11 protein-coding genes and 1 pseudogene are annotated in these 13,425 nt (G+C 35.9%); 6 read left to right on the top strand and 6 right to left on the bottom strand.

What is annotated here, in order from left to right; all coding sequences use genetic code 11:
- Positions 1 to 13: 13 nt before the first annotated feature.
- The 3 genes and pseudogenes from AC4BB2_RS09240 (at position 14) to AC4BB2_RS09230 (ending at position 2,878) form a co-directional block, all read left to right on the top strand.
- Positions 14 to 772: a thioester domain-containing protein gene (locus tag AC4BB2_RS09240; protein WP_490472646.1), complete on the top strand. Its 759-nt coding sequence runs from the start codon at positions 14 to 16 to the stop codon at positions 770 to 772.
- A 49-nt stretch (positions 773 to 821) separates the two neighbouring features.
- Positions 822 to 1,148 (top strand): annotated as a pseudogene (locus tag AC4BB2_RS09235) (SpaA isopeptide-forming pilin-related protein); the annotation flags it as partial.
- A 428-nt stretch (positions 1,149 to 1,576) separates the two neighbouring features.
- Positions 1,577 to 2,878 carry a glucosaminidase domain-containing protein gene (locus AC4BB2_RS09230; RefSeq protein WP_490472645.1) on the top strand — a complete coding sequence of 434 codons (1,302 nt, stop codon included), beginning with the start codon at positions 1,577 to 1,579 and terminating at the stop codon, positions 2,876 to 2,878.
- 562 nt (positions 2,879 to 3,440) lie between these two features.
- Here AC4BB2_RS09230 and AC4BB2_RS09225 read toward each other — a convergent pair.
- The 4 genes from AC4BB2_RS09225 to AC4BB2_RS09210 all read right to left on the bottom strand — a co-directional run bounded on the left by AC4BB2_RS09225 (position 3,441) and on the right by AC4BB2_RS09210 (position 9,217).
- Positions 3,441 to 5,156, bottom strand: coding sequence for an ABC transporter permease/substrate binding protein (locus tag AC4BB2_RS09225; RefSeq protein ID WP_490472644.1), 1,716 nt, complete (start codon positions 5,154 to 5,156; stop codon positions 3,441 to 3,443).
- A complete protein-coding gene (locus tag AC4BB2_RS09220; protein ID WP_490472643.1) occupies positions 5,149 to 6,339 on the bottom strand; it encodes a quaternary amine ABC transporter ATP-binding protein in 1,191 nt (396 codons plus the stop codon). Before AC4BB2_RS09220 ends, AC4BB2_RS09225 begins: the two co-directional genes overlap by 8 nt.
- 282 nt (positions 6,340 to 6,621) lie before the next feature.
- Positions 6,622 to 7,257 (bottom strand): GntR family transcriptional regulator, encoded by a 636-nt coding sequence (locus AC4BB2_RS09215; RefSeq protein ID WP_490472642.1) that lies wholly within the window; start codon positions 7,255 to 7,257, stop codon positions 6,622 to 6,624.
- Between the two features lie 16 nt (positions 7,258 to 7,273).
- Positions 7,274 to 9,217, bottom strand: coding sequence for an ABC-F family ATP-binding cassette domain-containing protein (locus AC4BB2_RS09210; protein ID WP_490472641.1), 1,944 nt, complete (start codon positions 9,215 to 9,217; stop codon positions 7,274 to 7,276).
- A gap of 214 nt (positions 9,218 to 9,431) precedes the next feature.
- On the opposite strand from AC4BB2_RS09210, the gene AC4BB2_RS09205 reads away from it, so the two are divergent.
- Positions 9,432 to 10,097, top strand: a complete 666-nt coding sequence (locus AC4BB2_RS09205; RefSeq protein WP_490472640.1) for a redox-sensing transcriptional repressor Rex — start codon at positions 9,432 to 9,434, stop codon at positions 10,095 to 10,097.
- Between the two features lie 63 nt (positions 10,098 to 10,160).
- On the opposite strand, the gene AC4BB2_RS09200 is transcribed toward AC4BB2_RS09205, so the two are convergent.
- Together AC4BB2_RS09200 and AC4BB2_RS09195 are read right to left on the bottom strand one after the other, a co-directional pair.
- A complete protein-coding gene (locus AC4BB2_RS09200; protein ID WP_490474688.1) occupies positions 10,161 to 10,829 on the bottom strand; it encodes a CPBP family intramembrane glutamic endopeptidase in 669 nt (222 codons plus the stop codon).
- A 107-nt stretch (positions 10,830 to 10,936) separates the two neighbouring features.
- A complete protein-coding gene (locus AC4BB2_RS09195) occupies positions 10,937 to 11,116 on the bottom strand; it encodes a hypothetical protein (protein ID WP_490472639.1) in 180 nt (59 codons plus the stop codon).
- Positions 11,117 to 11,388: 272 nt separating this feature from the next.
- Between AC4BB2_RS09195 and groES the strand changes: the two genes are divergently transcribed.
- Entirely contained in the window at positions 11,389 to 11,673 is a 285-nt protein-coding gene (gene groES / locus AC4BB2_RS09190; protein ID WP_086312420.1) for a co-chaperone GroES, read from the top strand.
- 62 nt (positions 11,674 to 11,735) lie between these two features.
- A complete protein-coding gene (gene groL / locus AC4BB2_RS09185; RefSeq protein ID WP_490472638.1) occupies positions 11,736 to 13,364 on the top strand; it encodes a chaperonin GroEL in 1,629 nt (542 codons plus the stop codon).
- The last annotated feature ends 61 nt before the right edge of the window (positions 13,365 to 13,425 follow it).

Below are 13,425 nucleotides of genomic sequence, written 5' to 3'. Positions count from 1 at the left end.
AAGGAGAAAACAAATGAATAAACAAAGAACCAAAGCGATTACGCTGTTTAGTTTACTAACAGTCCTAATCGCTTTTTTTATTCCCCCAATCACTTCATTCGCTGCTACAGTAAATTATGAAAAAGTAGCGAACTATATTTCCACATGGCACGTCAAATCATTAGGTGGCTTACATTGGACTGATGAAGGAATCCACATGATTAAAGCGGACAATCAACCTGATTTCTGTATTGAACATGGAACACTTCTTACTGGTGGCTCTAGCTTCACTCCATCAGAACTGACTATCGCAGAAAAAGAACGCCTTTCATTAATCGCGTATTATGGTTATCAAGTAAACCCAACTATTGATAATTATGGAATTACTCAAAATTTAGTTTGGCTCGAATTTGGTGATGAATTACTAACCACAAATATTCCAAATTTTGACAACCGAAGAAATGAGATAGTAAATCAAGTCAAAAATCATAATATTAAACCGACTTTTAATAACCAAACCATCAATCTAAAAGTTGGTGAGTCCGTTACTTTAGAAGATAAAAACAATATCTTATCCAAATATGTTAAGCAGCTTAGTAATTCAGCTAACCTCAAAATTGAGAAAAATGGCAATAAACTAACATTGACTGCTACGAAAGATTCAAAGGAATCTGGAACCATTAAATATAGTATTGCTTATTCCAATTCAGTGGGTCAAAGCTTTGTTTATGCAAAGCCTAATAACAAAAAGTTGCCACCTTTAAACTTTCCAATGCGGGTGAATTCAATCTGAATGTCAAAGCGAAACTAAATGGCAATATTAAGGTAAAGAAACTGGAAGACTTCTACCAAATGCTAAATTGAAATTTGAGTACAATAATCAAACTAAAGAGGTGATAACAGATTCTAACGGACTGGGCCAAATAAATGATATTCCTCAAGGAACAACCGTTATTATTAGTGAAGTGACTGCGCCCGATGGTTTATTTAATCAAGGTGAACTAAAAAAAGTAGTAGTAGAAACAAATAAAACTATTGAAGTGACTTTAGATAATAAACCTCAAAAAGGACAATTTTCCCTGATAAAAAAAGGAAAAGTACCTGTAAGAATTGAAAAGAAAGAAACAGAATATGGTGATTTATATGTACCGCAAGTGAATATAAAATAAATGAATCCCTTAATGAACAGCAATTTTTTTGCTGAACTAAAGGGATTCATTTTGATTTTAAAGAGAATTATAGATAAAAATCGTTTATTTTTTGCTCTAAAAGTGAATTTTTTTCGAAACTTTCCAAACTTTTGAGTCAAGTGGAAGATTTTACGCCATACTTATGGTAAAATTAATTCAACTTATAGAAGGTTAAACGCGATTTTTAGAGACAAAGGGTAGGTGGATTTATGGAGAGAAATCAAAAAAATTCCACTGACAGTAGTTATTAAACACTGTAAATTACTACTAGTCGGAACTGCTAAAAGGAAGATTCTTAGTTAAGAGATTTGATACTAAAAGAATCAACCCGAAAAGATAAGTGATAGATTCTGTGAAAGACAAGGAATCTTAATCTTTACTATTATTTACGAGAGGAACTAAACTGAATGAAGCGTAAACTATTATCATTCCAGATGATTTGTGTTCTGCTTAGTGTTAATTTAATCCCCGTAGTTGGGTTTGCAGATGAATTAACGCAATCAGATTCGAGTACCATCGAAGAAGGAACCACTGAAACAACCGAAAGTTCTTCTACAGAAGAGACAACAACGACAGATTCATCAACAGCTGGAGAAGAAACTGGCACAACAGAATCAAGTACCACCACAGAATCTTCAACAGAAGTACAACCGCCTGCAAACAATCATGAACAGGAGCAGCCGCAAGTACAACAGCCAGTTGTTCAAAATGAAGAGGCACCTATTGAGTCATTACCACAAGTATTGGATAATGGGTTGACTGTTCAGTCAAACGAAGAGATTTCTGTCGTGAAAAATGAGCCTACAGAAACATTTATTCGCCGCATTGGTGAAAAGGCTCGATCTGTCGGACAAAAACATGGGCTATATGCATCAGTTATGATTGCTCAAGCTGTTTTAGAAACAGGATCTGGCGGTAGCCAATTAAGTCAACAACCTTATCATAATCTTTTTGGGATTAAAGGAGAGTACAACGGTGAGAATGTTGTCTTCTCTACTCAAGAAGACGATGGTTCTGGAAACATGTACACAATTGATGCAGCCTTCAAGAAATATCCTAGCTACAAAGAATCTTTTGAAGATTACGCTAAATTGATGAAAGAAGGCACTGACTCCAATTCAGAAATTTATTCTGGAACTTGGAAATCAAATGCACCGACTTATCAAGAAGCAACAAAATCTTTAACGGGTGTTTATGCAACAGATACAAGTTACGATAAAAAGCTAAATGCTTTTATCGAAGAATATAACTTGACTGAATATGACAAGGCTGAACCATCTAAGACGGCAGCGGGTATCATTGTTGCAGATACACATGTAGATAGTGATTTCCCTGAGTATTCAGGTGAAACATTTGCTGGATCACAAGCATACGCTGCTGGAAACTGTACTGAGTATGTTTACAATCGTATTATTCAATTAGGTGGTTATGTTGAAACCAACATGGGTAACGGAATGGATTGGGGTTCAACTGGAAAAGCGAACGGTTATGAAGTATCAAACAAACCAAAAGCTGGAACAGCGGTTAGCTTCCAACCAACAGTTGCTGGAGCAGATGGAACTTATGGACACGTTGCTTTTGTAGAACATGTTTATGAAGATGGTTCTATTCTAATTTCAGAAATGAACGTTGCTGGTTTAGGCATGGTTTCATTTAGAGTTATCGACAAAAATACAGCAGATACTCTAGCTTACGTAACACCAAAATAATTTCTAAATAAGAGAAGTCAATAATAATGTCGGACGGATAGTTTGATGTTGTTATTGGCTTTTTTAGTTTGCTAAAGTGTCTATTTACTTTTTCTTAATCATTCTATAGAAAACCTCAATCTTTTAGGCATAGTTTCTTCAAAACTTTTAGCTATTATAAATACATACCCAATAACAAACCCAAACTAAACACTTTTTCATTTTTACTCCTCAAGTAAAAAAGAACTCCTTGCCACTCGGTCACCCAGCCGAGTGGTTTTGTTGTGAATCACTGCGACTGGCTAAGCCAGAGCAGATGATGAACAATACTTGGCGAACGAAGTGAGCGAAGTTACCATACTAGAGAATCGCCAACAGTTAAACGTTGAAACAAAAAATAGAAGAGAGATTCATAAAAGTACAAATAAAAAGTAGTAAAAGCAAAAGACTGGCTAAGCCAGAGCAGATGATGAACAATACTTGGAAAACGAAGTGAGAGAAAGTAAATATAAACAATCTTATCATTAAATAGCCTATATATACATACAAAAAAACAGCCATAAAAATTATGGCTGCATTTTTTTTATTTCTTCCATTCAGCTACTTCTTTAGAATGACTGTCAATCCAGTTTCTAGCAGCTTGAGTTGGTTCAGTTCCATTGTTGATTTCCAACATGACAGATTCCATGTCTTCTTTTGTCCAGTGGAAGTTTTTCAAAATATTATAGGCTTCAGGATTTTCTTTTTCTAACCCTTTTCTAGCCATGGTATGAATAGCTTCTTCATTTCCCATTGTTCCTTTTGGATCTTCTAAATATTTAAGATCATATTTAGCAAACATCCAGTGAGGAGACCAACCAGTGATTACAATGTCTTCTTTGTTTTTGATGGCTTGTCCAAGTGCGACAGTCATTGCACCAGAAGAAGAAGTTTCAACTGACCAGTCTGCTAAGTTGCTGTATGCTTTTTGTGTTTTCTCAGCAGCAGCGACAACACCGGCGCCAGGTTCGATTCCAGTGATTTTTTTACCAGCTTGATCTTTTAAGTCTTCAATGGAATTGACGTCCATATATTTAGGAACAACAATGCCAAGTTTAGCACCTTTTAGGTTTTCACCTAAATCATCTACTTTGTTTTTATATTGCTTGTATTGTTCACCGTGAGTTCCAGGTAACCAAGCAGCAACCATGGCATCTGTTTCACCTTTTGAGATTGATTCCCACATAATGGCATTATCTAAAGGCGTTAATGAAACGTTATAACCAATATCTTTTAAGACTTCGCCAACTACATGTGTTGAAGCGACTTCTGTATCCCACTCCACATATGAAAGAGAAATGTTCTTTTCTTCCTGTTTATCAGAAGAGAAAAGGGAAGGGGCAACAACTAAACCAATAATAGCTATAGCAGCAATGACAGTACCAACGATTTTTTGTTTTTTAGAAAATCTAGATGTTGAAGGTGCTGTTTTTTTCTTATTTAAATTTTGAGTAAAGCGATCAATGATGATGGCTAAAATAACTAATGCGACACCATTAACAAAACCATTTCCCACTTGAGCACGTTGTAAGGCAGAAAGAACGCCACGGCCAAGTCCTGGTGCACCAATCATTGATGCGATAACGACCATAGAAAGAGCCAACATCGTTGTTTGGTTGATACCAGCCATGATGGTATTTTTAGCTAAAGGTAATTCAAGTTTGAATAATTTTTGCCAACCAGTACTACCGAATGAATCAGAAGCTTCAACCAATTCTTTAGGTACTTGGCGAATCCCAAGATTAGTAAAACGAACGGTTGGTGGTAATGCGAAAATTACTGAGGCAAACACCCCAGGAACCATACCGATTCCGAAAAAGGCTACAGCTGGAATCAAATAAACAAAACCAGGCATTGTCTGCATGAAATCTAAGATAGGCGTAATGATACTCTGAGCTTTATTACTTTTAGCCATAAGAATTCCAAGAGGAACACCAATAACGATTGAAACTAAGCTAGATAGTAGGACTAAAGTTACAGTGTTCATTAAGTCAGTCCATAAATGTTGGTTATAAATGAAAAGTAAACCAACCAATGTAAATAAACTTAAGCCAATTTTCTTATTTGAAATAAAGAAAGCAATTGCTGTCATTATAATAATAAATAGAATTGGTGGAATTCCTACTAATAAAGAGGTTATTCCATCCATTAAACTTTGACCAGTAGTTTGGAAGAAACTGAATAATCCAGAAAATGTATTTGTCATCCATTCTGTGATTGTTTCAACCCAGCTGGCTACAGGAAGTTGATAATTAGTCATTGATCGTCACCTCAGTTTCTGCTAGTGCTTCAAGAACGCTGCCCCGAATAACAACACCAAGCAATTTATTGTTGTCTGTTACTGCAACTGGTGTAGGTGAATCATAGATAATCGGGAAAATATCGTTGACGAGCATATCTTTATCAATACTTGTGATATCTGTATCTACATAGTCAGTTAATGGTTTTCCAGCTTTACGCGCTTCTAAGGCACGTTCTGCTCGAACCACACCTTTTAGTTGACGTTTTTTATCAACAGCTAAAAGCATACTCACTTCTTCTTGGCGCATCCGTGTTAAAGCAACTGTAGGACCATCAATTTCAATATTGGTTGTTAGTGCTGGAACCATGATATTTTGCGCTGTTAAGACTTTCGAACGGTCAACATCTTCAACGAATGTGCGAACATAATCATTTGCTGGATTGGTTAAAATTTCTTCACCTGTTCCAATTTGCATAATCTGTCCATCCTTCATCAAAGCAATGCGGTCACCAATTCTTAAGGCTTCATTTAAATCATGAGTGATAAAGATGATTGTTTTCTTCACGTTTTCCTGTAAATCAACTAATTCATCTTGCATTTCTCGACGAATCAAAGGATCAAGAGCTGAGAAAGCTTCATCCATCAATAGGATTTCTGGATCATTGGCTAAGGCTCTAGCTAATCCAACACGCTGTTGCATCCCACCTGATAATTGATTAGGAAACTGATCTTTAAATGCTAATAAGCTTGAGTTTTCTAAAGCTTGTTCTGCTTTAGCTGTCCGTTCTTCTTTTGGAACACCACGAACTTCTAAGCCATACTCTGTATTTTCCAAAATTGTACGGTGAGGGAAGAGACCGAAGTTTTGAAAAACCATACTCATTTTATTACGGCGAACCTCTCTGAGACCTTCTTTATCCAATTTTGCGATTTCTTGATCATCAATGTAAATATTTCCAGATGTTGGTTCAATCAAACGATTCAACAATCGAATCAATGTTGATTTTCCGCTACCAGAAAGTCCCATGATTACGAAGATCTCTCCTTCTTCTACTTCAAAATTTACATCGTAAACTCCAACTGTAGCACCGGTTTTTTTCAAAATTTCGGTTTTATCTTTGTTTTCTTTGATCATATCCAGAGCCTGTTTTGACTTTTTACCGAATATTTTTGTTAAATGTGAGACTTTTACTTTGGGCAAAACAAAATTCCTCCTAAATTTAAAAGCTGATTGAACTCATTTAGCTCCGACTGAAAATAGAAAAAAATGATTGAGATGCTTTATGCCTCACTCATTTTTATCTTTTTTCCGAGGAGCAAGTCTGATGAGCTATAAATCTTGATTTTCATGTAAAGAAAATCATTATCTTTTCTGTAAAAAAAGTGACCATTCTAGGTTAACATCGTGTAGTCACTTTGTCAAATCACTGGCATAAGGAAAGAAGAGCAATCAAAACCAAAATTGTTTTGATTGCTCTTTCTTTTATGAGTTAGGGTAGAAAAAATTCTGAACACGCTGTAATGTTGATTCGTGACCAACAAAATAAATCGTATCTCCAGCAGTAAGTTTAGCGTATGGTCCAGGAGAGACAAGTAATTCATCTCCATGTTTGATGGCAATCAATGTGGCAGAAGTGCTTTGCCATAAATTTAATTCACTGATGGTCATCTCCAAATGAGAGGCGTCATTCGTTAATGTAAATGTAACTGGATTTAGTGGATTGAAAGAGTCAAATCGCTTTGTCTGATCAACAAGTTTATCTAATATTTCTGAGAAGTGACTTAATTCTTCTTTTTGTTTTTGCACACTTCCGATAAGATCTTCTTTTAAATCGTGAATCGATTGAACATCTTGATATTGATCGACGAAAAGCTTAGCGTTTTCCATTGAGTGAACATAAAATCCGCTGCCATGTTTCGCTTGGACGATTTCTAAATCAACTAAGACGCTGATAGCTTTACGAGCAGTTTCAGGAGAAACGCTGTATTTATTAGCGAGAGTTGAGCGTGCATGTATTTTATCACCAACGATAAATGTTTGATCGGCAATTTTTGCTGCTACATCAACAGCTATCTGTTGATATTTAGGTTTCGTCACATTCATGCGTTTTGAAGTCATGTTTGTCCACCTTTCGTCAATTATTTTCTTCTAGTTCTTCAAGTTCTAAACTAAGATCTTCCCATTCTGTTAGCAATTGTTCTTGCTGTTTACGCTGCGTTTCTAATTCTTCGTTTAAAGACATGAGTTTTACGTGGTCATCGACTAATGACGGATCGCTCATTGATTGCTCTAATTGATCGATTGTTGTGTCTAAAGTAGCCAAATTTTCTTCGATTTGGGTAATTTTTCGAGTCAAGTTACGTAGAATTTTTTGTTGTTCTTTATTTTGATAGAAGTCATTTTTAGGCTTTGCTGTTTCAGCTTGTGTTCCAGAAGACTTTTCTGCTAATAGCTGAGCTAATTCTTCTTCTTCTTTTTTCTTTTCTAGGTAGTAATCATAATCACCTAAATAAAGTTTACTGCCGGTTTCAGAAAGTTCAATTACTTTAGTAGCGATTCGATTAATGAAATAACGGTCATGTGAAACAAATAAAAGGGTTCCTTCATAATCAATCAAAGCATTTTCCAGCACTTCTTTATTGTCAATGTCCAAATGGTTGGTAGGTTCATCAAGAATTAAAAAGTTTTCTTTATCCATGGATAGTTTTGCAAGAGCCACACGAGCTTTTTCTCCACCACTCAAAAGAGGAATAGTCTTTTCTACATCATTTCCACTAAACAAAAAGCTACCTAAAATATTGCGAATATCTTTTTCAGGTGTAGTTGGGTGTTCATCCCAAAGTTCTGCCAAAACAGTTTTAGTACCGTGAAGATTAGCTTGTTCTTGATCGTAGTAGCCAATCTGAACGTTTGTACCAATGTTAGCTTTTCCTTTAATGAAGGGAATTGTCCCAATAATCGATTTTAGTAGCGTTGATTTTCCAATTCCATTTGGTCCGACTAAAGCAATAGCTTCTTGTCGGCGAATATCTAAAGAAACAGGCTCCGATAATATACGAGAATCGTAGCCGATAGCTGCATCTTCAACTTGCAAAACAACATTTCCAGAAATTTTTTCAATAGCAAATAGGAAATTAGCAGATTTTTCGTCCCCTTGAGGTCGATCCAAACGTTCCATTTTTTCTAATGTTTTTCTGCGACTTTGTGCTCGTTTGGTTGTGGATGCTCTAACTAAGTTTCGTGCAACAAAATCTTCTAGTTTGTTAATCTCAGTTTGTTGTTTTTCATAGGCTTTCCATTCACTTGTTAGCTGTTCTGCTTTTAATTCTAAATATTTAGAGTAATTGCCTTTATAATAACGCATTTTATGGCGACTGATTTCGTAAACTTCTGTTACTACTTTATCAAGAAAGTAGCGATCATGAGAGACGATCAAAAGGGCGCCAGAGTAACTAGGTAAATAATTTTCCAGCCATGAAAGGGTGTCGATATCTAAATGGTTAGTAGGCTCATCAAGAATCAGAATATCCGGTTTTTGTAGCAACATACGTGCTAGAGCCAAACGGGTCTTTTGTCCACCAGAAAGTGTGCTGATATTTTTGACATAAAAGTCCTCTTTGAAGCCAAATCCATGCAAGACAGAGCGAATTTCATTTTCGTAACCATAGCCATTTTTTTCTGAAAATTCATGTTGGAGACGGTCATACTCCTTCATAACGGATTCATAATTAGAAGCTTCAGGCAACAATTCACTGATAATTTGCTCCAATTCACGCATTCGTTTTTCCATTGTGATAACTTCTTCAAAGGCTTCCAACATTTCGTCCCAAACGGTTTTATCAGAATCTAGTCCAGTATCTTGAGCTAAATAGCCTAGACTAGCAGTTTTATTTTTAGCAATCGTTCCAGCGTCAGGCGCGTCAATTCCTGCGATTATTTTTAAAAGAGTAGATTTACCGGCACCATTACGGCCAACTAAAGCGATCCGGCTATTTGTGCTAATCTCCATTTGTATGTTTTCAAACAAAGTATCTGCGCCGAAATAACGGGCAATCTGGTTTGCTTGGAGTAAAATCATGGGGCATCCTCATTTCTAGTTGAATACTTTTAGTTTAGCATAAATTGACTGAAAATAGCACCTATACTACAGATAGACTCAAAATTTATTTGAATAATAAAAAAGATTTGAAAATTATTTCTTTTCGTGAGCTGTAATATTGCTTTTTATCTAGAACACCTGATATTATGAGAAGTGGATATTTGTCTATATTTAGAGTATTGGAGGTACGATTGTGAAAGACCAAATTATTCCAAAAGCAACGGCAAGACGCCTTCCCCTATATTATCGTTATTTGAGAATTCTGCATGATGCAGGCAAAAATAAAGTTTCTTCTACTGAACTAAGTGAAGCTGTACAAGTAGACAGCGCAACGATTCGACGAGATTTTTCTTATTTCGGAGAATTAGGTAAGCGCGGGTATGGTTACGATGTAGAGAACTTAATGAACTTCTTTGCAAAAACATTGAACGATGATGAACTAACAAATGTAGCCTTAATCGGTGTAGGTAACTTAGGAAGTGCCTTACTGAAGTATAAATTTCATCAAAGTAATAGTATTCGTGTCAGTTGTGCATTTGATGTTAATGATGACATTGTTGGCAGAATTGTCGATGGTATTCCAGTTTATCCAATGACAGATATGATGGAACAGATTCGTATACAACAAATTGAAGTTGCAATTTTGACTTTACCAGCGAGAAAAGCGCAAGAAGTTGTCAGTCAGCTTGCAGATGCTGGTGTTAAAGGTATTTTAAACTTTACTGCAGCTCGCTTAGTAGCGCCGCCGGAAGTTTTAATTCAAAATGTAGATTTGACAAATGAACTGCAAACATTGATTTACTTCTTGCATCATGACAGCGAACTAGCTGATACTGACATCGAAGAAGAAAAAGAATAATTAAAAAGCCCCTGTGATAGCACTTTTTTCTAAAATGCAATCACAGGGGCTTTATACTATTTTCTATTTAGGTAATTCAATATTTCCAAAATGCAATGCAAGTTGAGCGATCACAACAAGTGTATTCATTCCACAATGGGCAATGATAGAAGTCCAAATCTTTCCAGTCATTTTATATAATAGAGCAAAAAAGAAGCCCATGAAAAAATAAACAAAGAAATGCCCGTCCATGTGAATCAAGGAAAAGAGAGAAGAGCTGATAATAGCTGAAATCCAAAAACCAGTATAGGGTTCAGTCAAACCAATCAACGAACGACGAAAAACAAATTCTTCCATAATTGGCCCGCCAATAGTTGTTGCTAAGATGAACAGAGGATTGGATAAAATAATAGTAATAATATTTTGCGTATTTTCTGAATTAGGTTTAACGCCAGTGATTGCTGTTTCAATACCAAAGACAATTGCTTGAATGATCATCGCAATGAAAATCCCACTGATACCTAGTAATAACATAAATACAGGAGAAGTCAGCTTCGTGTCTCTTTCTACCATAGTAACAGCAGATTCTTTATTTTTAAGATAAAGCCAAATCATTAGAGTTGCACCGATAATATAGGTGAACGTTGTGCCGCCAATTACTACATTTGGTGAAAAGGGGCTAAAGATAAAAGGGGACAAAAAGACGAGTCCATATAATAAGATTGTTGTAATGCTTAATTTTTTAATAGACAGATTGGTAGTCATATAGACAGAAAACTCCTTCCAATAATTTGTAGAATATAAAAAGTATACCATAGCTTACGTTTATTGGAACTGACTATTCTTAAAATATCCGCCAATTATTTATGATTATTGCGATAGCCTAACAATAGAAAGATAAAAACAAAGAAGAAAGCTGCTTCCCACAAAGTAGTCGTCCAATCAAAGCGTTTGTTTACACCAAAAAAGAAGTTACCAATATTAGCAATAATTAAATAAAGCCCAGTTGCCATCAAAGCTGCTGTGATTCGTTGTTTCATTTTAATCGCCTCTCTTTCTTTTCATTTATTTTATCATGAAATCGATAAGAGAGAGGAAGTGGACCATCAACTTTTAAAGAAACTTGATGTCTTTATTTTTTGAACTGATTTTCAGATTGTTTCCGTTCCTTTAATGTAGTAACAATTATTTTATAAAATTGGTCAAAAGACTTGCAAAATGAAGGCGAAATGAGTATTATAAATAGTGTGAGTTAGCACTCGGTAGACAAGAGTGCTAAAAATGAAATTAATTTTTTATGGAGGGATTTATTGTGTTAAAACCATTAAGCGATCGCGTCGTTATTGAAGTCGCGAAAGAAGAAGAAAAAACAGTCGGAGGCATCGTCTTAGCTTCAGCTGCTCAAGAAAAGCCTCAAACAGGTAAAGTTATCGCAGTCGGTGAAGGCCGTGTTTTAGAGAACGGTACAAAAGTTCCTGCCGATGTAAAAGAAGGCGATACAGTGATGTTTGAAAAATACTCTGGTACAGAAGTAAAATACGAAGGAAATGACTACTTGATCGTTTCTGGAAAAGACATCATTGCGATTGTTGAATAATTCATTATCAAGCAGAAACAAATCATTTAAATAGAAAAATAAACTTTTGAGGTGAAGGAATTATGGCAAAAGAAATCAAATTTGCAGAAGATGCACGTGCAGCAATGCTTCGTGGAGTAGATATTTTAGCGGATACAGTAAAAGTAACATTAGGTCCTAAAGGCCGTAACGTTGTTTTAGAAAAATCATTTGGCTCTCCGTTAATCACAAACGACGGTGTAACAATCGCAAAAGAAATCGAATTAGAAGATCACTTTGAAAACATGGGAGCTAAATTAGTTTCAGAAGTTGCGTCTAAAACTAATGATATCGCTGGAGATGGAACAACAACTGCTACAGTATTGACGCAAGCAATCGTACGTGAAGGCTTGAAAAACGTAACAGCTGGTGCTAATCCATTAGGTATCCGTCGTGGTATCGAACTAGCAACAAAAACAGCCGTTGAAGAATTACACAATATCTCAACTGTGGTTGATTCTAAAGAAGCAATTGCACAAGTAGCAGCTGTATCTTCTGGTTCAGATCGTGTAGGACAATTGATTGCTGATGCAATGGAAAAAGTTGGTAACGATGGTGTTATCACGATTGAAGAATCAAAAGGAATCGAAACAGAATTAGACGTGGTTGAAGGAATGCAATTTGACCGTGGTTACTTATCACAATATATGGTAACAGATAACGATAAGATGGAAGCAGTTTTAGAAAATCCATATATCTTAATTACGGATAAGAAAATCTCTAACATCCAAGACATCTTGCCTTTGTTAGAGCAAATTTTACAACAAAGTCGTCCATTATTAATCATTGCTGATGATGTAGATGGAGAAGCTTTACCAACATTAGTTTTAAATAAAATTCGTGGAACATTTAATGTAGTAGCTGTTAAAGCTCCTGGTTTTGGTGATCGTCGTAAAGCAATGCTTGAAGATATCGCTATTTTAACCGGTGGAACAGTGATTACGGATGATTTAGGGCTTGAATTAAAAGATACTGCAATTGAGAATCTTGGTAATGCAAGCAAAGTTGTTGTTGATAAAGACAACACAACAATCGTTGAAGGGGCTGGCGAAAAAGTATCTATTGATGCTCGAGTTCAGTTATTGAAAAACCAAATTGCAGAAACAACTTCTGATTTTGACCGTGAAAAATTACAAGAACGTTTAGCGAAATTAGCTGGCGGTGTAGCGGTAGTTAAAGTTGGTGCTGCTACGGAAACAGAATTAAAAGAATTAAAATTACGTATTGAAGATGCTTTAAATGCAACTCGTGCGGCTGTTGAAGAAGGTATGGTATCTGGTGGAGGTACAGCGCTAGTGAATGTGATTGGCAAAGTAACTGCTTTAGATACAGAAGGCGATGTTGCAACAGGTGTGAAAATTGTTGTTCGTGCCTTAGAAGAACCAATTCGTCAAATTGCTGAAAATGCTGGATATGAAGGCTCAGTAATAGTTGATAAATTAAAAAACATTGATTTAGGTATTGGCTTTAATGCTGCAAATGGTGAATGGGTAAACATGGTAGAAGCAGGAATCGTTGACCCAACTAAAGTAACACGTTCAGCTTTACAAAATGCTGCATCAGTTGCTGCGTTATTATTAACAACAGAAGCTGTTGTTGCAGATAAACCAGAGCCAGCAGGAGCTTCAATGCCTCCAATGGACCCTTCAATGGGAATGGGCGGCATGATGTAAGAATGAATGAAGAACCTTGATATTTCAAGGTTCTTTTTTTTGTTCTCAGCATTATAATAAT

It is taken from the genome of Enterococcus sp. AAFC-DPL-5146 (genome assembly GCF_058216635.1).
The sequence above is the reverse complement of the archived record's forward strand: the minus strand, read 5'-3'. Positions and strand labels throughout refer to the sequence as shown.

Excerpts from the sequence above, each read along its gene's own strand:
- AC4BB2_RS09240 (WP_490472646.1), top strand. The coding sequence starts at position 14 with ATGAATAAACAAAGAACCAAAGCGATTACGCTGTTTAGTTTACTAACA.
- AC4BB2_RS09225 (WP_490472644.1), bottom strand. The coding sequence starts at position 5,156 with ATGACTAATTATCAACTTCCTGTAGCCAGCTGGGTTGAAACAATCACA.
- AC4BB2_RS09210 (WP_490472641.1), bottom strand. The coding sequence starts at position 9,217 with ATGATTTTACTCCAAGCAAACCAGATTGCCCGTTATTTCGGCGCAGAT.
- AC4BB2_RS09195 (WP_490472639.1), bottom strand. The coding sequence starts at position 11,116 with ATGAAACAACGAATCACAGCAGCTTTGATGGCAACTGGGCTTTATTTA.
- AC4BB2_RS09230 (WP_490472645.1), top strand. The coding sequence starts at position 1,577 with ATGAAGCGTAAACTATTATCATTCCAGATGATTTGTGTTCTGCTTAGT.
- groL (WP_490472638.1), top strand. The coding sequence starts at position 11,736 with ATGGCAAAAGAAATCAAATTTGCAGAAGATGCACGTGCAGCAATGCTT.
- AC4BB2_RS09215 (WP_490472642.1), bottom strand. The coding sequence starts at position 7,257 with ATGACTTCAAAACGCATGAATGTGACGAAACCTAAATATCAACAGATA.